This window comes from Bradyrhizobium sp. WSM4872, assembly GCF_055811715.1.
This window is the reverse complement of record NZ_JBVVPT010000034.1, coordinates 55,376-78,526: the sequence shown is the minus strand read 5'-3', so window position 1 is coordinate 78,526 and position 23,151 is coordinate 55,376. Positions and strand designations below refer to the sequence as shown.

Below are 23,151 nucleotides of genomic sequence, written 5' to 3'. Positions count from 1 at the left end.
AGCCGCGCGACGCTCTGGTAGTTGGACACGCCAAGGACCAGCGCCACCCGCTTGTCGGCCTGCGCAGTCGAGGCCGCCGCCAGCATCAGGGCAACCGCCAGCGCAACGCGGCCGGCCAGACGCTGCAGGCGTGACATCGGAGCCGGGAGGATCAATCCGACCATGGTGCAGGCTTCAATCCGTCAAGGAGGCCCTGGGCTGGCTCCGGGAAGATTTCGAGGGTCTCCTCCCGTAAGTCAACCCGTCTGTGGCCTATCTCACTTCCCGGTGCCGCCGTGGGCGTCAGGCCGAACCTTCGGCGGAATGGCTGCGGCCGACGAAGCTCGACGTGATCAAGGGGCCGTATCAGCAGTTCTACAAGAACAATGCCGATACCGCGCGCATCTGGTGCAGCGACTGCCGAGCCCGCCATACCGCCGGACAAGCCGACCGCGACGAAGCAGTAGGCATCGCGTCGGGAACGCCAGACCGATGCCTTGCGCCCCCAAGATCTTGCGCCCCCATGATTATGGGTGTCGCGGCGCCCGCACCGCAGCTAAACTTGGCCCTGCGCCGCGGGGGACACGCGGTGCAGGACGATGATCATGACCAAACAGGGCGAGACGGGTGAAGCCATCACCATCCTCCTCGTCGAGGACGACGCGCCGACCTGCTGGCGGCTCCACGACGCGCTGGTCAAGGCCGGCTACGAGGTGCGCAGCGCCGGCACGCTCGCGGAGGCCCGCGCCGGACTCGGCGAGCGGGCGCCGCGCGTGCTGCTTACCGATCTGCGGTTGCCCGACGGCCACGGCGTCGAGCTGATCCGCGAGACAAGGCAACGTTTTCCTGACACCGAGATCATGGTGATCTCGGCGCTCGGCGACGAAGAGAGTGTGATCTCCGCGATCACGGTCGGCGCCACCGGCTACCTCCTGAAGGATGCGTTCCCCACTGATATCGCAACCACCGTGCGCGATCTGGTCGCCGGCCATTCGCCGATCTCGGCCTCGATCGCCCGCTTCATCGTGCGCAGAACGCAAGGTACCGCGCAGAATTCAGCCGAGCCTCCGCCGGGTCCCGCGCTCAACACCGCAAGGCTCACCCCACGCGAGATCGACATCCTTTGGGGCATCGCCAAGGGTTTCAGCTACGCCGAGATCGCGAGCCATCTCGGCCTCTCCAGGCAGACCGTGCCCGGCCACATCAAGAACATCTATCGCAAGCTCGAGGTGCACACCCGCAGCGAAGCGGTGTTCGAAGCGGTGCAGCAGGGCCTGATCAAGCTGTGAGCGAAATCGCGGCGAAGGCAACGGTCAAACCCGCGCGGCGCCGGCTGCTGGTCTCGCGCCTCGTGCCCTATCTGCTGCTCCAGGCGCTCATAGTGGTCGCGACCGTCCTCGGGCTGCGGCTGCTCCAGCCCAGCGACCCCGACGACTTTGCACTTGGCGAATTTTCGCTGCGCGAGGACGGCGTGGCGCGTCCCGTGACGCTGCCGCATTTCACGTCCTCACGCTATTCCCTAGCCGACCCGCCGCTCTATACCGGCGCCTTCACGTTCCGCCGCGGCGATGTGGCGTCGGGATGGTCGGTATTCCTGCCGCGCTTCAGCAACGCGGTGGAAGTCTCAATCAACGGCGTCGTCATCCTGGATTCCCGACGCGATGCCAACGCCAACCGGCCCGACCGCAACACTCCGCAGATCGGGGCGATCCCGTCCTCGCTGCTGCGCGAGGGTGCGAACGAGATCACCGTGCGGCTGTTGGTTTGGGGACCGCTCAAGGGCTTCCTCGACACCGTCTATGTCGGGCCGGATGCGGCCTTGCGGCCGGCCTACGAGACACGCACGCTGATGTTCGTCACGTTGCCGGTGGTGTTCTCGGCCTGGCAGTCGATCCTCGCCGTGATCCTGGCGATCATGTGGCTAATGCGCCGCCGCGAGCCGGTTTACGGCGTCCTGGCCGTGGCGATGGTATTCGGCGTAGTGCAGGCCTTCGCGCCGCCACCGGTGCCCCCCGTCAACACGTCCCGGCTCGCCGCGGTGTTGCTCGCGTCCGCACCGATCGAGAGCGCCCTGGTCGTCGTCTTCGGCGTGCTGTTCTTCGGCTGGCGCTGGCCGCGTTACGGCATGCTGCTGTTCGCGCCGGGGCTCGTCGTGTTCGGTGTCGGACTGATCGCCGGCCCGCCGCTGCCGCGCATTCTGTTTCTCCTGTTGGGGATTCCCACTGTCGGTCTCTGCCTGCTCCTGATGGCCTGCGTCACTACCGCCGCGGTGGTGCGGCGGCAGGACGCGGCAAGCTTCACGCTCGGCTGCGCGGTGACCATCGTGCTGATCTGCTGGGTCCATGACATCCTGTCGGTGTTCGAGATCGTGACCGACGAGCGCATCTTCCTCTCGCGCCTGTCCTATTCGGCGATGCTGGTCGCGATCGGCGCCGGCTTGACCTGGCGGTTCGCGCGCGCGCTGAACCAGGTCGACAGCTTTGCCGACCAGCTCGTGACGCGCATACGCGAGGCTGAGGAGCGGCTGAAGGCGAGCTTTGCCCGCGAGGAGGAGCGTGCACGGGCCGCCGCGCTCGCCAATGAGCGCACGCGGCTGATGCGCGACCTGCATGACGGCCTCGGTGGCCAGCTCATCAGCATCGTGGCACTGTCCGAGCGCGGGCACGAGGGTGCGACCATCACCGACGCCGCCCGTGCCGCGCTGAAGGACCTCCGCCTCGTCATCGACTCCATGGACGACATCGGCGGCGACCTGATGCTCGCACTCGGCTCCTGGCGCGAGCGCGCGACCGCGCAATTGCGACCGCACGACATCGCGCTGGACTGGCACGTGGCCACGCCGCAGGGGCTGCCGCTGCATCCCGAGCTCAGGCCATGGCATGTCATCCAGATCGTGCGCATCCTCGACGAGGCCGTGACCAATGCGGTCAAGCACGCAGAGGCCCGCCGCATCGCGGTCACCATCGAGACGGTCGACGAAGGTCAGGGACCGTACGGTGTGATCAAGGTCGCGGATGACGGCAAGGGCTTTGCGAACGGTGCTGCGTCGGTCGGCAGCGGCGGAGCCACCGACGCGAGCCAGACCGCGCGCGGCCTTCGCAACATGAGGAGCCGTGCCGCGCGCTGCGGAGCGATGCTCGATCTGAGCTCGGATTCCTCAGGCACGCGCGTGCGGCTGCAATTGCCGCAGATTTTCCCCGACAGCGGTGCCGCCGTCGGCTGAAAAGCCCCCTCTCCGAACGTGTGGGACGCGCGGAGAGAGGGACGGGCCGGATGATTTGCCTGCGGAAGACGGGGGGGGTCGTCCGCAACGCTCCTTCGCCCGAACTCTTTCGTCTTTCTCAGCGCACGCCGACGCGGTTGACCGGACCACCGCGATTCATCGGCGTGCCCGCGCGCACGCCGACACCGGGCGCACCGACCCCGGGTGTCGCGACCGCGACCGCGGCGGCCGGCGCAACCACCACTGCCGCTGTCGGCCGCACCACGCAGCCCTTGGGTATGCCGACCGTCTTGCAATAGACCACCGCCTGCGCCGGGCTCGTGCCCAGCGAAACCATCACCACACCTGCCAGCGCCAAAATCGTCAGCCCGGCGCTCAGCGCTCCCGCTCTTTTCGACATCTTGCTCTCCTGCTCCCGTTCGGCGTCCCGATGCAATCACCGGGTCTCGCCGCCGACGTGCAGCCTGAATGACAAAAGACGGCGCGCTGATACATGCCATGAAAATGGGGGTACGGCGGCGGGACGGGCTGGCCGATGCCATGAACATGGCATGGACCCGCGCCCGGCGCTCGCGAGATGGTCAGGCCCGCTTGATCCCAGGCGGGACCAACGACATTCCCAAGGAGGTGTTTTATGAAGATTTCGGTTCTTGCCGTGCTGCTGCTCGCCGCTACCGCCCAGACCGCCGCTGCGCAATCCGGTCCGACGCCGCAGGAGCAGATGACGTGCCGAAGCGACGCGAGCAAATTCTGCGCCGAACACATCGGCAAGCCGCCGCAGATGAATGCCTGCCTGCGCGAGAACAAGTCGAAGCTTTCGGACGGCTGCCGCAAGGTCGTGGAGTCACACGGCGGGTGAGCGTACTTCCTTCTCCCCCTTTGCGGGCGAAGGTGCCCGGCAGGCCGCCTCGCCAAAGCACAATCTTGCAGGCGCCCCGCGGAAGGTCCCCGCGGAGGGCCATGAATGTGCGACAGGATCTTCGTAGGCGCCCACTCGGCCGGCTGCGTGCTGGCCAACCGGATGCCTTCATTGCCGACACCGCCTAATCGTCGGAACCATCCTTGTCCGGCGCAACCTCGCCGGCGTCCTGTCGTGCCTTGCGGGCTGCCTCGTCGGTGATCTCCCGCGGCGTCGGCGCACGGTCGGGTCTTTTCCCGCTTCCGGCGCCGCGGATAGCCGCGCGCAACTCCTCGGCCCTGCGTTTGCGGGCCTCCTCATCCTCGGCGTTCATGCGTGATACCTGGTCATAAAGTAGTCAGCAGTCCAGGATCACACTTAATGACGACCGGAGCGACGACAAGCCTTCAGCCGCCGACCGCCTTGATTGCGGCCCGCAGTGCGTCGGCCCGGCTCTTGAATGGATCATTCCTGGCCGGCTTGCCCTTGAGCGCGCGCATGGCGAGCTTGGTATTCGGGCCGCGCTTATCGTGTGCGCGCGCCCGCGCGGCTTCTGTGTGACGATCGATGGCGGCGCGCACGTTGCTTCCGCTCGGCTGGAAATCCTTGATCGCACCGTCGACTGCCTTGGCGCCGGAGAACCAGGTCCGCTGCCACCATGTCTTGGTCGATGGCTCGTACCAGCTCAAATAGCCATCCTTCAGGACTTGCCGCGGCGCCTTCAGCTTGCCGCTGTAGCTGTACCGGACGCCATCCACCCGCATCGGATCGAAATAGTTCGGGGTGTAGAAATCGGAAACGAGCACACCGTTGATGGTGTAGGCACAATCCGTGGCTTCACAGGGATCGCATACCTCGACCAGGAACTTGACGCGCCCTTGTCCTTTCACTGGCGAGTCTCCGGCGACCGTGCGCCGGCCAAACGGATCGGCCAGCATCTCCAGGCATTCGTGACTTGCGGTCAGCGACCATGCCTCGTCGTATTGGACGAGCGAGTAAGGCTGGCCATGTTCGTCCTCGTGATAGCCCGCGGCCGTGGGGTCGCCGATATTGTCCTTGATGATGATCGGCCAATAGTCGAGCGGCACCTCTTCCAGTTTCTCGTACGCGGCAACGTCTGCATTGATTTTCCAGATCGGACCGAAATCGCGGGAGACCTGCTTGGACAAGGCGCCCGCGACTTTCGCGAGCTGTGCCGGCGTGATCTTCGATTGTTCGGTGACGAGGGCAACATGAGCGGTCAACATGAAAAGCTCCTATGGAAATGCCACGATCGAAATTCGCAGGGACGGCGTCCCTGGCGATGCAATCCGGCGCAACGGCAATATCGATGCACCGTACAACCACGAAGAAACGTTGAAATACTATTCAATCGCAAAGCAGGTGACAATGCCTTTCGATGCGCGCCCCCGGGACAGGGCGAAACGCACTCATATCGTGGCGTCAGGGTCACGCTGCCGTGGAGCTAATCGTCGTCGCCGAATAGCCTGATCTGCGGAAAGCCGCCGCGCGGCCTGCTCGGGACCTCGCGCGCATCGGCATCTTCGCGGATGTTTCGCGCGACGTCGTCCCAATCGGTGCGGTCGCGCATCACACGCGGCTCGCGGGAATCGTAATGACGGCGCTCGGCCCAGCGCTCACGGCGCTCCGTCCGGCGCCGTTCAGACGTGGCGCGCTTGACGTCAGAATCCCTGGCCTTGGCATAGGCGTTGTCCGACGAGGATGACGGCTCTGTCGATGCTTGTCGCTCAGGCTTTGCGACTTGCGGAGGCGACGCCGGTGGCGGTTTCGAGGGCTCCACCGCGGCCGCTCGCGAAGGCTGTTGCGCTGGCTGTTCAGCGCTGGCCTGAGTGGTCTGCGTGTCGGGCTTCTTTGCCTCAGGCGTGGACTCGGCCTTGGCATCGGATTTGGCTTCGGCCTGCGCTGGCGCGGCGAGCATGGCGCCGAAGGCTTGCGAGCCGGTGAGATATTGCAGGCGCTCGGATGGCGCGTCCGTCGTGGCGGGCTTGGCGTCAGCGCGCTGCGCGATCTTGCTGGTATCAGGCCCCTGCTTGGGCGATACCGGATTCATGATATTGCCGGCGACAATGCCGCCGCCGAGACCAATGGCGATGGCTGCGACGATGGTTCCTGCACCGACGAAATAGGCTGTCGAGGCGCGCATTGGTCCACTCCCTCTTTGGAGCGGGCAACGCTTGTCGATTGCCTGATGTTCCCGATACAGGCGCAGTTCCGGGAGGAACTTGGTTCGGAAGAAACTTGCGCGTCAGATCTGCTGCGCGACCTTCTCGAGCCCGATGATGCGGGCGAGCTTGCGCACTTCCTCTTTCTGGTCGTCCCGCAGCTGGAACAGCAGCGGCATCGCGGCCGATTTCAACTGCTGGACCTCGTCGCAATTGGGATCGATCGGCACGCCCTGCACGTGCGGATTGGACAGCTTGTTGGCCGATATCTTGCGGACAACGTTGCGCAGCGCGGTTTCGACCGAGGGCCAGTAATATTCCTGCGACGACGACAACTTCAGACGGTCCCTGATGCCCGCGATCTGCACGTCGGACAGCAGCGAATAGGATTTCTGCGGCTGCGGCTTGGCGACGACCTTCGGCTTGGCGGGGACTTCGACTGCGGGAATCTCTGCAGCGGCCGGAGCCTCGTTCACGCTCGCCTTGGGCATCGGGAAATCGGATGGCGTGGCGGCGGCAAACGCCTGGCGCAGCGGCTCGGTCAACACCGGCATTTGCGAGAGCTTGTCGGCCGGAACCTGGACCGGGTCGATGGCGGCCGAGGCTAGCGCCAGCGTCGGAACCAGACGGTCGGCCTTGGCCGCCCGGTTGGTTGCAAGCGGCTTAGGCGGGGTCTGCGAGATCATCTCAGCGCTGACGCTGGGCACGCTGTCGCGGCCGAGAATGGCGGTGGTGGCGGCGCCGAGGACGAGGAAGCAGGTCAGCACGACGATGGTGATGGCTTTCGACAAACGTCTCTCCGCAACCGGCTTCAAGTCCACGTGATCACTGCCCGGAAACTGGGCGAAAATTAAGGCTTAACCGTGCCATCGCGGCGGCAATCGCGCGGACTGCGGCGACATTATCTAGAAAGCTCAGCAAAATCAGGCAGCTAGCGCCAGATCGTAAGCGTCTTGGATGTCGGCCACGATCTCCGAGGCCTCCCAGACTCCACGCGGCTCGACCGACTGCAGCGCCACGGTCCAATTGCCGCCCCGGCGGGTGCGGGGGACGCTGACAATGTCGAAGCGCACGTTGCGGCACAGCGGATGGCGGGCGAGCGCATGGGCTACGCGAATGCGAATTTCATCCAGCGAAGCCGCCGTCTTGGCGTTGAGAAAGTCGAAGTCCATCGCCTGTCCCTCTCGGTCCTGATTGGCGCCTGAGGGGATTCTGGGCGATCGATGGTTAATCTGCCGTTAAGTGTGGGGCTGCGGAGCCATGCGGGATTAACTTTGACCGATGCGACGGTATCTCCTTCCCTCTCCCGGTTCTTCCGGAAAGGGACACGGGTCTACCGCTCCACCGCCTCACGGTATTCCGCGAGCGTTGATGCGACGAGATCGTCAACCGCGAGCACATCGGTCACGCCGGATGTCGAGTGCCCACCGCTCCAGATATCGCGCCAGCGCTTTGGCCGGTTCTCCCGTGCGGTAACGTCGATGTCCTTGGCGATGTCGATGGCCCCGCGGGCCGGCAGGTCGTCGGGATCGAGACCCGCGGCGACGATCGACGGCTTCAGCATGCTGGTTTGAAGTCCCGTGAACGCGGTGGTCAGCAGGATATCGTCGGCGCTGCTCTCGACCAGAAGCCGCTTGTAACGATCATCCGCCATGCTCTCGTGGGTCGCGATGAACTTCGTGCCCATGTAGCCGAGATCGCAGCCGAGCACTTCGGCCGCGCGCAATGCGTGGCCATCGCTGATGCCACCCGCGAGCACGATGATGCCATCGTAGAACGCGCGCACCGCGCGGACGAAGGCGAACGGGTTGAGCCAGCCGGTCTGCCCGCCCGCGCCCGCAGTGAGCAGCACGAGTCCATCGGCACCTGCTTCCGCCGCGCGTTCGGCGTGCCGGATCGAGGCAACATCCGCAAGCACCAATGCGCCGGCGTCGTGCAGCGGCTTCAGCACCGGCATGGGGGAGCCGACCGAGGTGATGACGATCTCCGGCCTGTGGTGCAGCAATACGGCGAGATCCTGCTCCAGCCGTGCATTGGAGCGGTGCACGATCAGGTTTGGGCAAAGCGGCGCGGCCTTACGGCCGGTTTGATCTTCATGCCGCAGCAGCCGCGCTTCGATGTTGGTGAGCCATTCATCGAGTTGTTCGGTGCTACGGCAATTCGCGCTGGGGAAGCTGCCGATCACGCCGTTGCGGCAGGCGGCGACCATGAGCTCGACGCCCGACACCAGAAACATCGGCGCGGCAATCAGCGGCAGCGCGAGACGACCATGGAAACGTTGCAGCCGATCTGACGTCACGCATGCCTCCCTCGCGCGGGCTTTGTCGTTCCATCCCGCATTCCCTGTGCTAGCGTCGCGTAAACATTGGCACGCCAGAAGCCGATGACAAAGCAGCGAGGAAACATATGTCCGATCCGCTCCACGCATCGTCGCCGAGTTGCGCGCAGGCGCTGCGGGCACTGTCGCGCTATCCGGGCCGAACTGCTTTCGCCTGGCCCGGCGGATCGCTGAGCTATCAGGGCACCATCGACCTGATCGGGCGCATCCAGGCCGTGTTCATGCGGCTTGGATTGCAGCCCGGCGCGCGGGTCGCCTTCCTCACCGCGAACCGCGCCGACACCTGGTGCGCCGGCGTCGCCGCGCAATTGTCGCGGCTCTGCGTCACCTGGCTGCATCCTTTGGGATCGCGGGGAGACCAGATGTTCCAGCTCGAGGATTCCGAGGCCGAGGTGCTGGTGGTCGATGCGGCCGCCTTCCGCGATCGCGGCGGCGAGCTCGCTGCGCAAGCGGGCTGGCTCAAGGCGGTCTTCACCATGGGACCGGCCGACTATGGCGTCGACCTCTTGCAGGCGATCGAGATCGAAGGCCATGCCAGCGCGCATTGCCTCGCCGGACCCGACGATCTCTCGACGCTGAATTACACCGGTGGCACGACCGGCAAATCCAAGGGCGCGTTGCGCTACCACCGCGAAAATGCCGGAGCCGCGGCCGCGATCCTTGCCGACTTCGAAATCCCCAATGGCGCGCGCTACCTCGCGGTGGCACCGATCAGCCATGTTGCCGGCACGAAAGTGCTGCCGACCCTGATGCGGGGCGGCACCGTTCACATGCTGAAGGGTTTTGATCCTGAGGCGGTACTGGCGGCGATCGCGCGCGAGCGCATCAACTTCACGCTGTTCGTGCCGACCATGATCTATGTGCTGCTCGATCATCCCGCATTGAGCAGGACTGATCTCTCCTCGCTCGAGCTGGTGCTCTACGGCGCCTCCGCGATGTCGCCGAGCCGGTTGATCGAGGGCATCGAACGGATCGGGCCGGTGTTCTCACAACTCTACGGTCAGACCGAATGCTATCCAATCTCGGTGCTGCGCAAAGCGGATCACGATCCCAAGACGCCCGAACTGTTCCTGTCTTGCGGCTTCCCGATCGCGGCCTGCGAGGTCCGGATCCTCGACGACAACGATCAGGAAGTGGAGACGGGCGAAGCCGGTGAGATCTGCGTGCGCGCCCCCCACGCGATGGCGGAGTACTGGAAGCGGCCCGACACCACCGCCGAGACGCTCAAGAACGGATGGGTCCATACCGGCGACATCGCGCGCAAGGACGAACGCGGTTACATGTTCATCCTCGACCGCAAGAAGGACATGATCGTGTCCGGCGGCTTCAACATCTTTCCGCGGGAAATCGAGGACGTGCTGTCACAGCACGCCGATGTGGCCATGGTCGCTGTCGTCGGCATTCCCGACGAGAAATGGGGTGAAGCCGTGACCGCCATCGTCGTGCCGCGTGAAGGCGCTAGGCCCGATGCCGACGAGCTGATCGACATGGTGAAAACGCGAAAGGGTTCGGCTCACGCGCCCAAGCAGATCAAGTTCGTCAGGCAATTGCCGATGACCGGCGTCGGCAAGGTCGACAAGAAAGTGCTGCGCGCGGAATTCTGGAGCGGGCGGGACCGGATGGTGGGGTAGCTCCCGCCCGGGACGCCACGCAGTCTCACGCCGCCCCTCACCGCTTCTCGATCACCAGGCTTTGCACGGCTCGGCCGAAATAGCCCTGCCGGTCGGCGAGCCGCGACATCGCAAGCCCGGCGCCATCGGGACCGATCCAGGAATCGCCGTCGAGCAGGATCCATTCGCCGATCGGCTGGCGCGCAAAGCTCACGGTGAGGTCGGCGTTGATATAGGTCCAGGCGCGGAAATCGAGCGACGAGGCGGTGCCGTTGGAAAAATCGGCCGCGACCACGGCGCGCATCGCCTGCGAGATCGCTTCGCCTGCGATCAGGGGATGATCGACGCGAAACCAGATCGCGCCGGCGCCGGCTTGCCCGAAGCGGCCGCGCGCGGCGCGCATCGAGACTGAACGTACGAACGGGCTGGTGGCGGCATGACCATCCTCGAGCAGCGAGTCCTCCGGCGACGGCAGCGTAACAGGCAGTGCCTTGATGTCCTCGGGCAGGGTCAGCGCCTGGCGCTTGATCTTGAGCACGGTGGCGCCGACCACCTGTACGCCGTCGGCGAGCAGCTTGACCCCACAGAGCTGGATCTTGCGGCCCTCGCGCAAGATCTCGGTCGAGATCGTGAGTGGGGCCACCGGCACCGGGCGCATCAGGTCGATGGTGACGCGCGCGATGTCCATTGCAACTGGCGTCGGAATGCGCTCAGCCGCCCACGTCACCAGCGAGGCCGGCGCCGAACCGTGCTGCATACGCCGGTCCCACGGGCCCGCGGCATCCGGGCTGGTGACGACGCTGTCGCCGTCGACACGGTAGATGGGGGTCATCGTTTCTCCGTGATGCACATCCGGCGCTCAGCAAGAGCTGGCATCCCGGCCCTCCGTGCGCAATTGCGCGCTAGGCCGGGACGACTAAGTTCACAACGGCGGATCGATCGCCTCGTCGTATTCCCTCTTGAAGCGCGCGATCATTTCGGCGGCGGGCACGATGCCCTCGATGCTACCGACGCCCTGGCCTGAACCCCAGATTTCCTTCCAGGCTTTTGGCTTGGCGCGCTCGCCGGAGGCGTCGGTACCAAAATTCATCTTGGAGGGATCGGAGGTCGGCAGGTTCTCCGGATCCATGCCGGCGGCGAGAATCGACGGCTTCAGATAGTTGCCGTGCACGCCGGTGAAGAGGTTGGAATAGACGATGTCGTCGGCCGTCGCGCCCGCGATCATCTCCTTGTACTTCTCGACCGCATTGGCTTCCTTGGTGGCGATGAAGGCCGAGCCGATATAGGCAAAGTCGGCGCCAAGAATGCGCGCGGCGCGAATCGCCTTGCCGTTGCCGATCGCGCCCGACAGCGCGATCGGGCCGTCGAACCATTTTCGCGTTTCGGCGACGAACGCCAACGGCGAGATCGTGCCGGCATGGCCGCCGGCGCCCGCTGCGACCAGGATCAGGCCGTCGGCGCCCTTCTCGATCGCCTTGTGCGCAAACTTCTGGTTGATCACATCGTGGAAGACGATGCCGCCCCAGCCGTGCACGGCCTGATTCAGCTCCTCACGTGCGCCGAGCGAGGAGATGATCATCGGCACCTTGTACTTGGCGCAGAGCTGCATGTCGTGGTCGAGCCGGTTGTTCGACTTGTGCACGATCTGGTTGACCGCAAACGGCGCCGACGGCTTGTCCGGATGCGCGCGGTCGTAGGCCGCGAGCTCTTCGGTGATCCGCGCCAGCCACTCGTCGAGCAGCTCCGGCGGCCGCGCGTTCAGCGACGGAAACGAGCCGACCACGCCCGCCTTGCACTGCGCGATCACGAGATCGGGCACCGAGATGATGAAGAGCGGCGAACCGATCACGGGGATCGACAGGCGTCCCTTGAACAGGGCAGGCATGGACATTGCGAGACGATCCTCTATTGACGGTCACATCGAAGTTGGGGGCCATACCAACAAGGCAATCTTTCCACTGTCAAGTATTGCGTTTTGGCGCCGTGGAGGACGCCGTTACCGCAATTCCAAGGCGCGGAATTCAGCGCGGACCGACGACATCACGCAAGCAAATCCGGATTGATCAGCCGCTCGAACGAGAACATCTCGTCCCATTTCTCCTGGGTCAGCAGCTTGCGTTCGACCACGACGATCTGGTGCAGCGACTTGCCGCTCTTGTAGCCCTCGCGCGCGATCTCGGCACATTGCTTGTAGCCGAGCAGCGGCTTCAGCACCGTGACGATGCCGAGCGAATTCAGCACCATGTTGCGGGTGTGCTCCGCGTTGGCGGTGATGCCGACCACACAGTTCTCGCGCAGGCTGTTGACCGCCCGCTCCATGGTGCGGATCGAGAAGAACAGCGCGAACGAGATCACCGGCTCCATCACGTTGAGCTGGAGCTGTCCGGCGGATGCCGCGAGCGTCACGGTGGTGTCGAGCCCGATCACGAGGAAGCTGGTCTGGTTGACGACCTCGGGGATCACAGGATTGACCTTGCCGGGCATGATCGAGGAGCCCGGCTGAAGCTGCGGCAGGTTGATCTCGTTGAAGCCGGCACGCGGGCCCGAGGCGAGCAGGCGGATGTCGTTGCAGATCTTGGTCAGCTTGCTCGCGGTGCGCTTGAGGACGCCGGAGAGCTGCACATAGGCGCCCGTATCCGACGTCGCCTCGACGAGGTCGCCCGCAAGGATGAAGTCGACGCCGGTGAGCGCGCTCAAATGCCGGACCGCGAGCTTGGGATAGCCCTGCGCCGCGGTGACGGAGGTGCCGATTGCGGTCGCCCCGAGATTGATCTCGCGCAGCAGCGCGCGGGCCTCGGAGATGCGATCGACCTCCTCGCCCATGGTGGTGCCCCAGCCGCGGAATTCGGCGCCGAGCGACATCGGCACCGCGTCCTGGAGATGCGTGCGGCCCATCTTCAGCACGCGCTCGAACTCCCGGCCCTTGGCGAAGAACGCCTCCTGGAGCTGGCGCAGCGCCGTCATGTAGCTCTCGAGCCGCAGGATCAGCGCCAGCCGAAAGGCGGTCGGATAGGTGTCGTTGGTCGACTGGCCGTAATTGACGTGATCGTTGGGGCTGACGTGCTGGTAGTCGCCCTTCGCGAAGCCGAGCGATTCCAGCGCGAGATTGGCGATCACCTCGTTGGCGTTCATATTGGTGGAGGTGCCGGCCCCGCCCTGGATGAAGTCGGTGACGAACTGGTCCATCATATCGCCGGCGATGACGCGATCGCAGCCCACGATGATCGCTTCCGCGACCTTGGTGTCCACCGCGCCGAGATCGCGGTTGGCCATGGCGGCGGCCTTCTTGACATAACCGAGCGCCTTCACGAAGTAAGGCTCCTGGTTCATCGGAATGCCGGTGATGTGGAAGTTCTCCTTCCCGCGGATGGTCTGGACGCCGTAGTAGATGTCGTCGGCGATCTCACGCTGTCCGAGGAAGTCCTGCTCCGTGCGGCTCATGGGCGCTCCTTGCTTTGCTCGCGCGACGTCCTCAGTTCTGGCACAGCGCGCTGGTGACGAAGGTATCGGTGCGGCAGTCATCCGGTTTGCGTTGCCTGCCCGGGATCAGAACCTTGGCCGAGCACTTTTCCGCGGAGTCGGCATTCAGGCTCTTGCCTTCCGTGTAGCCCTTGCTCTGGCAGAGTTTGTCGGCGGCGAGCTTGCAGTCGGGCGCGCCATTCGACGAGGCCGGGCAGGCCACGCGTCCCGACACCATGGTCGACGGCTTGGCCAGGCGCGACAAATCGTTCATGGTCTCGCTCGGGCTTTTGATCGGCGGCAGGATCGAGGGCAGCTTGTCGAAGAGCTTGCCCATTTCGTTGATCAGCCCGGGATTTTCTTCATGCGCCGGCGGCGACGAAGGGGCTGTCGAGGGCGCCGGTGCGGCCTGCGGTCCTTGCTCCTGCAAGCCGAGCGCCGGCGGCGCGGATTGCGGCCATCCGGTACCGCCGGTACCCAGCAGGAGCGAAAGCACCGCAAATGTCAGCGTGCCCAGCCGCAAGACCGGATTGCCGGATCGAAGCATCATGACGGCAACCGTAGCCGAACGAGGCGCGGCGGCAAAGCGCCTTTGAGGTTAGATCAATTTGACTGCGATGACAAAGCCGAGCACGAGCACCGCGGCGCCGATTGCCACCACCAATCCGAGATGCTTCTCGATCTTGACCCGGATCCAGTCGCCGTAGCGGTTGAGCAGGATCGCCACGATAAAGAAGCGCCCGCCACGCGCCACGATCGAGCATAGGATGAAGAGCCCGATATTGTAGCCGGCAAAGCCGGACGTGATGGTCACGAGCTTGTAGGGGATCGGTGTCAGGCCCTTGAGCAGGATAATCACGGCGCCCCATTCGGCGTAGGAGGCGCGGAAGGCGTCGACCTTGCCGCCGAGGCCATAGACCTCGATCAGCCAATGGCCGACCGAATCGAAGAGCAGCGCACCGATGGCGTAGCCCAACAGACCACCCAGCACCGACGTCGCAGTGCAGATCGCCGCATAGACCCAAGCGCGTTGCGGACGCGCCAGTGACATCGGGATCAGCATCACGTCCGGGGGGACGGGAAAGAAGGAGCTTTCAGCGAAAGCCACGGCGCCCATGATCCAGAGCGCGTAAGGCTTGTGAGCGGCGTCGATGCACCAGTCGTAGATACGTTTCAGCATGGCGCCGCGATGAAGCACCATGGGACGGATTTGTCCATGCCGAGATGGGACCGATTTGTGCCAATACTAGTGGCGCTTGCGCGCGCTGCGGCCTTCAAGCGCGACGATTGGCCGCCTCGCGGCGACACGCGGTGACGCAACTTTGGGCAGTTTCATCGCCGACTTCGGCAGCTTCTCGGCGATGCCGAGCATGTCTTCACGCCGCGTCATCTCGCGCCAGACGTCCTCGGGGCGCACGCCGGCGGAGGCCCAGAGCACGGTCAGATTGTAGAGTAGATCGGCGCTTTCCCGGATCACGGCTTCGCTATCGCCGTTGACCGCGTCAATGACGACCTCGATGGCCTCTTCAGCAAGCTTCTTCGCCATTTTTGACGGGCCGCGCTGAAACAGCCGCGCGGTGCGCGATGTTGCCGGATCAAGGTCCCTGGCCGCGAGCACAGCCAGATATAGCCGCTCAAGCGAATCACTCATGTACGCAAAGCTACTCTAAACCCATAGCGGGGACGTTAACGCACGACAACAAAAGCAAAAAGCCGGCCGTCGCGGCAAGAGCGACGGCCGGCTGGTCCACACTTGCTAGCCAAAGCTAGTAGCAAGTCGAAAGGTTACCTTGGCCGCCCTGCGCGGACTGGTATGGGCCGCCGCAACGGTGATACGGGCGCGGACCGATATACGAGTCGCCGCCGTAATAGACCGGACCGTCGTCGTAGTAGACCGGGCCGCCGCCGTAATAGGCAGGAGCATCATAAGCGTAGGCGTCACGGGTCGCTGCGATTGCGAGGCCGGTGCCGATAGCACCGGCAATGGCCGCTCCGGCAAAGGCCGCGCCGCCGCCACCATGCCAATGACGGCCGCCCGCGTATGAAGCGGTCGGAGCCATTGCGGTCAGCGCCAGCACCGCGGCGGTAGCGAAAACGGCCTTACGGCCGACAAATCCCGAAAATCTATCAAACATGTCCTGGACCCTCCTTGGGACCTCGAATGGTGCCTGATGACAGGCTCGTGTCTCTCAAACACCCGCATCCCATGTTGGGTTCCCCAACCCCAACACAAGCTGAACGGGGTTGCGTGATCGTGACGCAACCGCCGCTCATCCGCCGTTCATATTAGCGCAAACAGAGTGCTCCGCCCGCTGACGCTGCGAGCGTCACAAAACCACAATAATGCGGGACCGGCGCGACCGATGTTCGGATTCAGGACCACTGCCCTTCGCTGCCTGCCGGCCCTTGCAATCTTGCTTGCCGCGCTGACGGCGCGCGATGTCTCGGGGACCGAGACCGCCGCGCCCTCTATTGCGATCCACTTCACCTTCGACCGCCCGATCGATGCGAGCATGGCGCCGTTCTTTCTCGCCGCAAAGGACGGAAGCTTCGGCGCCGAACGTCTCAACGTCTCCTTCAGCAGCGCGGCCGGATCGCCGGAGGCGCTTGCGCGCGTCGCCAAGGGTGACAGCGAGCTCGCGCTCGTCGACATCAACGAGCTGATCCGCTTCCGCGACAAGGATGCGACACCGGTCAAGGCGGTGTTCGTGCTGTTCAACCGCGCGCCCTACGCGATCGTCGCCCGCAGGAGCCGTGGCATCCACCTCTTGTCCGACCTGGACGGCAAGACCGTCGGCGTTGCCGATAGCGATCTGTCGATGCGGCTGTGGCCGGCGCTGGCGCAGCAGAACGGCATCGACACGGCTCACGTCAAATTCCGCAAGATCAGCGCCGCGGTACGCGAGCCGATCCTCTCCGCGGGACAGGTCGATGCCGTCGCCGGTTTCAGCTATCTCTCGGCAGTGAACCTGCGCGACCGCGGCGTGCCAGGCGGCGATCTCGTCGCGCTTCGCTATGCCGACTATGGTTGCGAGGCCTATGGCTTTGCCGTCGTAGTCAACCCGGCTTTCGCCGCGGCTAGGCCGGACAGCGTGAAGGGATTCGTTCGCGCATTGATCGCCGGCATCAACGCGACCGTGAAGGACCCGGCGCGCGCGGCGGACGAGGCCGCGAACCGCATCGAGGACGGCGACCGCGAACTCGAGCTGGAGCGCCTGCGCACCGTCCTCGTCGACAACATCCTGACCGACGAGGTCCGTCGCAACGGCCTCGGCGACATCGACCCGGCGCGCATGGATCGCTCGATCGACCAGATCGGGCAGGATTTCAAATTCCGCAAACGGCCCGCGGCGGGCGACATTTTCGACGGCGGGTTCTTGCCGCCAGTCGCAGGGCGGTTGATCAACTGAGCAAAACCGACAGCTTCCGCTATATCTCACGGGCGATCCCTGATTAGAGTATGCGCTCACTCCGTTCCAGCCGCCCGAGCTTGTCGTCCCATGCCCATTCTCCGCCTCTACACCCGCGTTCTCGAGCTGCTCGGCAAGGAGGCACGGCTGGGCTGGCTGCTCGCGATCGTCAATCTCCTGCTTGCCGGATCGCAATTCGCCGAACCGGTGCTGTTCGGCCGGATTGTCGACGTGCTCTCCGGCAAGACGGTCGCAGGCTCCAATTCGGCGTGGCCGTTCCTGGTTGCCTGGGTCGCGTTCGGACTGTTCACCATCGCCTGCAGCGCGCTCGTAGCGTTGCAGGCCGACCGGCTCTCCCACCGCCAGCGGCAGGCCGTCCTGACGGACTATTTCGAGCACATCCTGCAACTGCCGCTGACCTTCCACTCCGGTACCCATTCGGGCCGGCTGATGAAGGTCATGCTCAACGGCACCGATGCGCTGTGGCGGCTGTGGCTGGGCTTCTTCCGCGAGCATTTTGCCGCCATCCTCTCGGTCGTGGTGCTGCTGCCGCTGTCGCTCTACCTGAACTGGCGGCTTGCAATCCTGCTGTTCGTGCTCTGCATCGTCTTCACCGCGCTGACCACCTTCGTGGTACGCAAGACATTCGGCATGCAGATGGCCGTCGAAGAGCAATACAGCGAGCTCTCCGCACGCGCTTCGGATGCGCTCGGCAATGTCGCGCTGGTGCAGAGTTTCGTCCGCGTCGAATCCGAGGTGCAGGGCCTGCGCTCCGTTGCCGACCAATTGCTTGCAGCCCAGATGCCGGTGCTGTCCTGGTGGGCGCTCGTCACCGTGATCACGCGGGCCTCCACCACGATCACGGTGCTCGCGATCTTCACTTTCGGCATCGCGCTGCACGACCAGGGGCTGACCTCGGTCGGCGAGATCGTGATGTTCGTGAGCTTTGCGACGCTTCTGATCCAGAAGCTGGAGCAGGTCGTGAGCTTCATCAACAACGTGTTCATGGAAGCCCCGCGCTTACGCGAGTTCTTCAACGTGCTCGATGCGGTGCCTGCGGTGCACGACCGGCACGACGCGATCGATGCGGGTCGGCTCTCCGGCCTCGTCGAATTCAACGACGTCACCTTCTCCTATGACGGCAAACGGCCGGCGGTCGAGGACCTCTCCTTCACCGCGCTTCCCGGCCAGACCATCGCGCTGGTCGGCGCGACCGGCGCCGGAAAATCCACCGCGATTGCACTGCTGCATCGCGCCTTCGATCCGCAGTCCGGCTTCATCAGGATCGATGGCATGGACGTGCGCGGGGTGACGCTGACTTCGCTGCGGCGGAACATCGGCGTGGTCTTTCAGGAGGCACTGCTGTTCAACCGCTCGATCGCGGAGAATTTGCGCGTCGGCAAGCCGGACGCCACCGAGGCCGAGATGCGCAAGGCGGCGGAGCGCGCGCAGGCGCTCGAATTCATCGAGCGCAGCGGCGGCTTCGAGACCAATGCCGGCGAGCGCGGCCGCATGCTGTCCGGCGGCGAGCGCCAGCGGCTTTCGATCGCCCGTGCACTGCTGAAGGATCCGCCGATCCTGATCCTGGACGAGGCGACCAGCGCACTCGACGCCGTCACTGAGGCCAAGGTGAATACCGCTCTCGACGAAGTGATGAAGGGCCGCACCACCTTCGTGATCGCCCATCGTCTCTCCACCATCCGCAATGCCACGCGGATCCTGGTGTTCGAGAACGGGCGTGTGATCGAAAGCGGAACTTTTGATGAACTCGTGGCCAAAGGCGGCCATTTCGCCGACCTCGCCAGGGCTCAGTTCATGGTTCAGGAGAACGCACGGGCCAGCGTGACAGCGGCTGAGGCTGCCGCGACGGCCGCCAAATCGCCTTAACAAGTCGCCTTAGCAAGTCCCCATCATATCGTCGAAATTCGGCCCATTTCATTGCGGAATACCCCGCTGATGCCCCTATTCCCGAGGCACCAGCCGGTATAGGTTTGCGGCGCCGCAAGCGGCGGCGCTGGATTTCAGAACCGAACATCAGATCACGAGAGCCGACCGGAACCGGCGGGTCTCCAAGGACCGGAATCGGATAGTGCACGCTCTTCGCCCGCTGCTTCGTCAATCCCTGTTCAACCTGCTTGCTGCGGGACTCGCGTGTGCCGCATTACTGGCGCCGCGCGCGGCGAATGCCGAAGCGCTGCTCCTGATCGAGGCCGATAGCGGCAAGGTGCTGCAGGCCGAAAACGCGACCATTCCCTGGTATCCGGCTTCCGTCACCAAGATCATGACCGCCTATGTGACGCTGAAGGCGGTCAAGGACGGCAAGCTCACACTCGACACACTGCTCACTGTATCGCCGACGGCAGCCTCGCAGTCGCCTTCGAAGATGGGCTTTCGCCCGGGGACGCAGCTTACCGTCGACAACGCACTCAAGATGATGATGGTGAAGTCGGCGAACGACATGGCCGTCGTGCTCGCGGAAGGCGTCGGCGGTTCGATCGACGGCTTCTCGGCGCTGATGAACGACACCGCGCAGAAGCTCGGCATGACGCAGACGAGCTACGTCAATCCGAACGGCCTGCCCGCCGACGGACAGATCACCTCCGCGCGAGATCTCGGCATTCTCGCGCGCTCGTTCCTGCGCGACCTGCCCGAGTACGAGTATTTCGTACACATTCCGGCAATCCGCTTCGGCAAGCGCGTCACCGGCAATTTCAACAAGCTGATCGGCCGCTATCCCGGCGCGGACGGTTTCAAGACCGGCTTCATCTGCGCCTCCGGCTACAATCTCGTCGCATCGGCCACTCGCAACGGCCGCCGGCTGATCGCCGTCGTGCTGGGCGCCAACTCCGGCACCGCGCGCGCGGTAAAGGCGGCGCAGCTGCTGGAGCGCGGCTTCTCGCAAGATAATCTCACCTGGCTCCGCCCCTCGCTCGGCACCGTCGACAAGCTGGTGCCGGTCGATGCCTCGCCGCCGAACCTGCGTGACGACATGTGCGGCGGCCATCGCAAGCGGCCGGCCAGCGACGATGACGACGCGCTGATCGCGACCAATGGCGGCACGTCCGGCTCCGCCTCGGCCACGGGCGGCGAAGCCCAGGTCACCTTCTTCACGGCCGGGCTTCAGCCGCCGCTGATGAAGGCCTCCGAGCTGATGGCCTCGGCCCCGGCGGCGGCCGAGCCCGTGCTGGTCTATACCGGTCCGACCCGCACCGGGACCGCCCTGATCGCGGCGGTCGCGGCCGATGCCGACCAGCAGGCCACGCCAAAGCCGCGTGGCAAGAAGTCGCGCGTCGCCAAAAAGCCCGACGCGGCAGACAAGCCGAAGGACGCCAAGACTGCGGCGGCGAAGCCCGATGCCAAACCGGCGGCGGCCGCCAAGCCGGCCGACGGCAAATCCGCAGCCAAGCCGGCCGGTGCCAAGCATGCCGCAGCCAAGCCCGATGCGGTGACAAAGCCTGCGGCGAGCGGCGAGCAGGCAGCCAAACCCGCCAAGCCCAAGGCCGCGACCAAGCCCCCCAAGCCGGCCAACAACAGTTAGCGGCGGACGCGAGGCGAGACCGCGCCGCACTTCGCAGTTGCGGCAAGCCGTTTGCGAGGATTCCGATAGCCACTCCCTGACGTTTGTCCTAAGCCTCGACCGCTTGCCACCCGTACCGGCAGGCTCGATACTGACGGCAATGAGGCAAGCCCGAGACACAACGGGCTCTGGTCAATGAGGGGAGTTTCCATGGAGCGCATCTGGCTTAAGCAATATCCGCCCGGCGTCCCCGCCGATATCGAGCCGACGCAATATTCATCGCTGGTCGACCTCCTGGAGGAGAGCTTCGCCAAGTTCGCCGACCGCAAGGCGTTCATCTGCATGGACAAGTCGATCAGCTATCGCGACCTCGACCAGATGTCGCTGGCGATGGCCTCCTACCTGCAAGGGCGAGGCCTGCAACGCGGCGCCCGCGTCGCGATCATGATGCCGAACGTGCTGCAATATCCGGTCGCGACCGCAGCCGTGCTGCGCGCCGGTTTCGCGGTGGTCAATGTCAATCCGCTCTACACGCCGCGCGAGCTCGAGCACCAGCTCAAGGATTCCGGCGCCGAAGCCATCATCGTGCTGGAGAATTTCGCCCACACCGTCGAGCAGGTGATCGCGAAGACGCAAGTCAAGCACGTCATCGTCGGCAGCATGGGCGACCTGCTCGGCTTCAAGGGCGTGATCGTCAATCTGGTCGTCCGCCGCGTCAAGAAGATGGTGCCGGCCTGGTCGCTGCCAGGCGCGGTGTCCTTCAACGACGCGATCTCCGCCGGCCGCTCTCTGGCCTTCAACAAGCCCAAGCTGTCGCCCGGCGACGTCGCCTTCCTGCAATATACCGGCGGCACCACCGGCGTGTCCAAGGGTGCCACCCTGCTTCATCGCAACATCGTCGCCAACGTCCTGCAGAACGACGCCTGGCTGCAGCCGGCGATGGCCGCGCCGCCGCATGTCGATCAACTCATGGTCGTCTGCGCGCTGCCGCTCTATCACATCTTCGCGCTGACGGCCTGCTACCTGCTCGCGGTGCGCGCCGGCGGCTGCAATCTCCTGATCCCCAATCCGCGTGACATCCCGGGCTTCATCAAGGAATTGGCGAAGTACCAGGTCAACAACTTCCCCGCCGTGAACACGCTCTACAACGGCCTGATGCACCATCCCGATTTCAAGAAGCTCGATTTCTCCAAGCTGAAGATCTCGAACGGTGGCGGCATGGCGGTGCAGCGCCCCGTCGCCGAGCAGTGGAAGGCGATCACGGGCTGCTCCATCGCCGAAGGCTACGGCCTGTCGGAGACCTCTCCGACGCTGACATGCAACACCACGACCGATCCCGAGTTCAACGGCACCATCGGCATCCCCGTGCCCTCGACCTGGATCTCGATCCGCGACGACGACGGCAACGAGATGCCGCTCGGCCGGCCCGGCGAGATTTGCGCCAAGGGTCCGCAGGTGATGTCGGGCTACTGGAACAGGCCGGAGGAGACCGCCAAGGTGATGACCGCGGACGGCTATTTCCGCACCGGCGACATCGGCATCATGGACGAGCGGGGATACACCAAGATCGTCGACCGCAAGAAGGACATGATCCTGGTCTCCGGCTTTAACGTCTATCCGAACGAGATCGAGGAAGTGATCGCGAGCAACCCGGGGGTGCTCGAATGCGCCGTCATCGGCATTCCCGATTCCAAGTCGGGAGAGGCGGTGAAGGCGTTCGTGGTCAAGAAGGACCCGAACCTCACGGCGGAGGTTCTGGTCAAGTTCTGCCAGGAGCAGCTGACGGGCTACAAGGTGCCCAAGCACATCGAATTCCGCACCGACCTGCCGAAGACCAATGTCGGCAAGATCCTGCGCCGGCAGCTGCGCGACGAGAAGAAGGCGGAGGCGGCGTAAGCCCCTCTTTCGTTCATGACTGACAACGGCAACATCAATCCAGCCGGCATCCTCGCCTTCTGGCGCGAGGCCGGCCGCGATGCATGGTACGAGCGCGATGACGCATTCGACGCGGAGGTCCGGCGCCGCTTTCTCGCCCTGTGGCAGAAGACGGTCGCCGGCGAACTCTCGTCATGGGAGGCGACCGACGAGGGCGCACTCGCGCTCGTCATCGTGCTCGACCAGTTTCCGCGCAACATGTTTCGGGGCACGGCGCAGGCCTTTGCCAGCGACGCGCTGGCGCGCGACGTCGCCCGCCGCGCCATTGCGCGGGGTGCAGATCAAAGGATCGATCCGGTCCTGCTCGAATTCCTCTATCTGCCCTTCATGCATTCCGAGCACCTGCCCGACCAGTTGCATTGCGTCGCGCTGTTTCAAAACACCGAAAATGCCGAGAACCTGAAATACGCGCGTGAGCACGCCGATATCATCCGGCGGTTTGGCCGCTTCCCCCACCGCAACCGCCTGCTCGGCCGCGACACCACGTCGGACGAGCAGGCCTTCCTCGACGGCGGCGGGTTCGCCGGCTGATGACATAACGGTGAAGGGTCCCGCCCTCACCGCTTCCCGTGTCACTATCGGCGCCGGCAATATTGTGC

Annotated in this window: 23 protein-coding genes; 9 read left to right on the top strand and 14 right to left on the bottom strand. The window is 64.7% G+C overall.

Features of this window, described 5'->3' with window-relative positions:
• Positions 1-584 precede the first annotated feature (584 nt).
• The gene (locus tag AC0L3C_RS31415) at positions 585-1,268 is read left to right on the top strand and encodes a response regulator (protein ID WP_473266191.1); all 684 of its coding nucleotides are present in this window, start codon (positions 585-587) and stop codon (positions 1,266-1,268) included.
• On the top strand, positions 1,265-3,202 hold the full coding sequence (locus tag AC0L3C_RS31410) for an ATP-binding protein (protein WP_473266192.1): 1,938 nt from the start codon (positions 1,265-1,267) through the stop codon (positions 3,200-3,202). The genes AC0L3C_RS31415 and AC0L3C_RS31410 overlap by 4 nt, the downstream gene beginning before the upstream one ends.
• A gap of 118 nt (positions 3,203-3,320) precedes the next feature.
• On the opposite strand, the gene AC0L3C_RS31405 is transcribed toward AC0L3C_RS31410, so the two are convergent.
• Positions 3,321-3,602, bottom strand: coding sequence for a hypothetical protein (locus tag AC0L3C_RS31405; protein ID WP_473266194.1), 282 nt, complete (start codon positions 3,600-3,602; stop codon positions 3,321-3,323).
• A gap of 234 nt (positions 3,603-3,836) precedes the next feature.
• Between AC0L3C_RS31405 and AC0L3C_RS31400 the strand changes: the two genes are divergently transcribed.
• Positions 3,837-4,061 (top strand): cysteine rich repeat-containing protein, encoded by a 225-nt coding sequence (locus AC0L3C_RS31400; RefSeq protein ID WP_007597470.1) that lies wholly within the window; start codon positions 3,837-3,839, stop codon positions 4,059-4,061.
• A 184-nt stretch (positions 4,062-4,245) separates the two neighbouring features.
• Here the strand turns inward: AC0L3C_RS31400 and AC0L3C_RS31395 are convergent, their stop codons facing one another.
• From AC0L3C_RS31395 to AC0L3C_RS31370, 6 genes are all read right to left on the bottom strand, one after another.
• Positions 4,246-4,434 (bottom strand): hypothetical protein, encoded by a 189-nt coding sequence (locus AC0L3C_RS31395; RefSeq protein ID WP_473266198.1) that lies wholly within the window; start codon positions 4,432-4,434, stop codon positions 4,246-4,248.
• Positions 4,435-4,507: 73 nt separating this feature from the next.
• A complete protein-coding gene (locus AC0L3C_RS31390) occupies positions 4,508-5,347 on the bottom strand; it encodes a hypothetical protein (RefSeq protein WP_473266200.1) in 840 nt (279 codons plus the stop codon).
• A gap of 218 nt (positions 5,348-5,565) precedes the next feature.
• On the bottom strand, positions 5,566-6,264 hold the full coding sequence (locus AC0L3C_RS31385; protein WP_473409884.1) for a hypothetical protein: 699 nt from the start codon (positions 6,262-6,264) through the stop codon (positions 5,566-5,568).
• 102 nt (positions 6,265-6,366) lie between these two features.
• Positions 6,367-7,074: a hypothetical protein gene (locus AC0L3C_RS31380; RefSeq protein ID WP_007615364.1), complete on the bottom strand. Its 708-nt coding sequence runs from the start codon at positions 7,072-7,074 to the stop codon at positions 6,367-6,369.
• 132 nt (positions 7,075-7,206) lie between these two features.
• The gene (locus AC0L3C_RS31375) at positions 7,207-7,455 is read right to left on the bottom strand and encodes a hypothetical protein (RefSeq protein ID WP_007615367.1); all 249 of its coding nucleotides are present in this window, start codon (positions 7,453-7,455) and stop codon (positions 7,207-7,209) included.
• 161 nt (positions 7,456-7,616) lie between these two features.
• Positions 7,617-8,582: an NAD(P)H-dependent flavin oxidoreductase gene (locus AC0L3C_RS31370; protein ID WP_473409883.1), complete on the bottom strand. Its 966-nt coding sequence runs from the start codon at positions 8,580-8,582 to the stop codon at positions 7,617-7,619.
• Between the two features lie 107 nt (positions 8,583-8,689).
• Between AC0L3C_RS31370 and AC0L3C_RS31365 the strand changes: the two genes are divergently transcribed.
• Positions 8,690-10,252: an AMP-binding protein gene (locus tag AC0L3C_RS31365; protein ID WP_473409882.1), complete on the top strand. Its 1,563-nt coding sequence runs from the start codon at positions 8,690-8,692 to the stop codon at positions 10,250-10,252.
• Between the two features lie 37 nt (positions 10,253-10,289).
• Here AC0L3C_RS31365 and AC0L3C_RS31360 read toward each other — a convergent pair whose 3' ends face one another.
• From AC0L3C_RS31360 to AC0L3C_RS31330, 7 genes are all read right to left on the bottom strand, one after another.
• Entirely contained in the window at positions 10,290-11,063 is a 774-nt protein-coding gene (locus tag AC0L3C_RS31360; protein WP_473278700.1) for a thioesterase family protein, read from the bottom strand.
• Between the two features lie 90 nt (positions 11,064-11,153).
• Positions 11,154-12,122, bottom strand: a complete 969-nt coding sequence (locus AC0L3C_RS31355; RefSeq protein WP_473409881.1) for an NAD(P)H-dependent flavin oxidoreductase — start codon at positions 12,120-12,122, stop codon at positions 11,154-11,156.
• A 149-nt stretch (positions 12,123-12,271) separates the two neighbouring features.
• Positions 12,272-13,672, bottom strand: a complete 1,401-nt coding sequence (locus AC0L3C_RS31350; protein ID WP_473409880.1) for an aspartate ammonia-lyase — start codon at positions 13,670-13,672, stop codon at positions 12,272-12,274.
• A 31-nt stretch (positions 13,673-13,703) separates the two neighbouring features.
• Complete coding sequence (locus AC0L3C_RS31345; RefSeq protein ID WP_473409879.1) at positions 13,704-14,240, bottom strand: hypothetical protein; 537 nt, start codon at positions 14,238-14,240, stop codon at positions 13,704-13,706.
• A 48-nt stretch (positions 14,241-14,288) separates the two neighbouring features.
• Complete coding sequence (locus AC0L3C_RS31340; RefSeq protein WP_473409878.1) at positions 14,289-14,891, bottom strand: YqaA family protein; 603 nt, start codon at positions 14,889-14,891, stop codon at positions 14,289-14,291.
• 45 nt (positions 14,892-14,936) lie between these two features.
• Positions 14,937-15,341, bottom strand: coding sequence for a phosphoribosyl-ATP diphosphatase (gene hisE / locus AC0L3C_RS31335; RefSeq protein ID WP_473266216.1), 405 nt, complete (start codon positions 15,339-15,341; stop codon positions 14,937-14,939).
• Positions 15,342-15,456: 115 nt separating this feature from the next.
• Entirely contained in the window at positions 15,457-15,825 is a 369-nt protein-coding gene (locus tag AC0L3C_RS31330; protein ID WP_473266217.1) for a hypothetical protein, read from the bottom strand.
• A gap of 228 nt (positions 15,826-16,053) precedes the next feature.
• Between AC0L3C_RS31330 and AC0L3C_RS31325 the strand changes: the two genes are divergently transcribed.
• From AC0L3C_RS31325 to AC0L3C_RS31305, 5 genes are all read left to right on the top strand, one after another.
• Entirely contained in the window at positions 16,054-17,100 is a 1,047-nt protein-coding gene (locus tag AC0L3C_RS31325; RefSeq protein ID WP_473266219.1) for an ABC transporter substrate-binding protein, read from the top strand.
• A gap of 90 nt (positions 17,101-17,190) precedes the next feature.
• A complete protein-coding gene (locus AC0L3C_RS31320; protein ID WP_473266220.1) occupies positions 17,191-18,987 on the top strand; it encodes a glucan ABC transporter ATP-binding protein/ permease in 1,797 nt (598 codons plus the stop codon).
• A 202-nt stretch (positions 18,988-19,189) separates the two neighbouring features.
• Positions 19,190-20,638 (top strand): D-alanyl-D-alanine carboxypeptidase family protein, encoded by a 1,449-nt coding sequence (locus AC0L3C_RS31315; RefSeq protein ID WP_473409877.1) that lies wholly within the window; start codon positions 19,190-19,192, stop codon positions 20,636-20,638.
• Between the two features lie 189 nt (positions 20,639-20,827).
• On the top strand, positions 20,828-22,513 hold the full coding sequence (locus AC0L3C_RS31310; protein ID WP_473278704.1) for a long-chain-fatty-acid--CoA ligase: 1,686 nt from the start codon (positions 20,828-20,830) through the stop codon (positions 22,511-22,513).
• Positions 22,514-22,528: 15 nt separating this feature from the next.
• Positions 22,529-23,083 carry a DUF924 family protein gene (locus AC0L3C_RS31305; protein WP_473278706.1) on the top strand — a complete coding sequence of 185 codons (555 nt, stop codon included), beginning with the start codon at positions 22,529-22,531 and terminating at the stop codon, positions 23,081-23,083.
• Positions 23,084-23,151: the final 68 nt, after the last annotated feature.

Excerpts from the sequence above, each read along its gene's own strand:
- AC0L3C_RS31330 (WP_473266217.1), bottom strand. The coding sequence starts at position 15,825 with ATGTTTGATAGATTTTCGGGATTTGTCGGCCGTAAGGCCGTTTTCGCT.
- AC0L3C_RS31385 (WP_473409884.1), bottom strand. The coding sequence starts at position 6,264 with ATGCGCGCCTCGACAGCCTATTTCGTCGGTGCAGGAACCATCGTCGCA.
- AC0L3C_RS31340 (WP_473409878.1), bottom strand. The coding sequence starts at position 14,891 with ATGGTGCTTCATCGCGGCGCCATGCTGAAACGTATCTACGACTGGTGC.
- AC0L3C_RS31360 (WP_473278700.1), bottom strand. The coding sequence starts at position 11,063 with ATGACCCCCATCTACCGTGTCGACGGCGACAGCGTCGTCACCAGCCCG.
- AC0L3C_RS31415 (WP_473266191.1), top strand. The coding sequence starts at position 585 with ATGACCAAACAGGGCGAGACGGGTGAAGCCATCACCATCCTCCTCGTC.
- AC0L3C_RS31310 (WP_473278704.1), top strand. The coding sequence starts at position 20,828 with ATGGAGCGCATCTGGCTTAAGCAATATCCGCCCGGCGTCCCCGCCGAT.
- AC0L3C_RS31345 (WP_473409879.1), bottom strand. The coding sequence starts at position 14,240 with ATGATGCTTCGATCCGGCAATCCGGTCTTGCGGCTGGGCACGCTGACA.
- AC0L3C_RS31390 (WP_473266200.1), bottom strand. The coding sequence starts at position 5,347 with ATGTTGACCGCTCATGTTGCCCTCGTCACCGAACAATCGAAGATCACG.
- AC0L3C_RS31400 (WP_007597470.1), top strand. The coding sequence starts at position 3,837 with ATGAAGATTTCGGTTCTTGCCGTGCTGCTGCTCGCCGCTACCGCCCAG.
- AC0L3C_RS31395 (WP_473266198.1), bottom strand. The coding sequence starts at position 4,434 with ATGAACGCCGAGGATGAGGAGGCCCGCAAACGCAGGGCCGAGGAGTTG.
- AC0L3C_RS31365 (WP_473409882.1), top strand. The coding sequence starts at position 8,690 with ATGTCCGATCCGCTCCACGCATCGTCGCCGAGTTGCGCGCAGGCGCTG.
- hisE (WP_473266216.1), bottom strand. The coding sequence starts at position 15,341 with ATGAGTGATTCGCTTGAGCGGCTATATCTGGCTGTGCTCGCGGCCAGG.
- AC0L3C_RS31355 (WP_473409881.1), bottom strand. The coding sequence starts at position 12,122 with ATGTCCATGCCTGCCCTGTTCAAGGGACGCCTGTCGATCCCCGTGATC.
- AC0L3C_RS31405 (WP_473266194.1), bottom strand. The coding sequence starts at position 3,602 with ATGTCGAAAAGAGCGGGAGCGCTGAGCGCCGGGCTGACGATTTTGGCG.
- AC0L3C_RS31305 (WP_473278706.1), top strand. The coding sequence starts at position 22,529 with ATGACTGACAACGGCAACATCAATCCAGCCGGCATCCTCGCCTTCTGG.
- AC0L3C_RS31320 (WP_473266220.1), top strand. The coding sequence starts at position 17,191 with ATGCCCATTCTCCGCCTCTACACCCGCGTTCTCGAGCTGCTCGGCAAG.
- AC0L3C_RS31375 (WP_007615367.1), bottom strand. The coding sequence starts at position 7,455 with ATGGACTTCGACTTTCTCAACGCCAAGACGGCGGCTTCGCTGGATGAA.
- AC0L3C_RS31350 (WP_473409880.1), bottom strand. The coding sequence starts at position 13,672 with ATGAGCCGCACGGAGCAGGACTTCCTCGGACAGCGTGAGATCGCCGAC.
- AC0L3C_RS31325 (WP_473266219.1), top strand. The coding sequence starts at position 16,054 with ATGTTCGGATTCAGGACCACTGCCCTTCGCTGCCTGCCGGCCCTTGCA.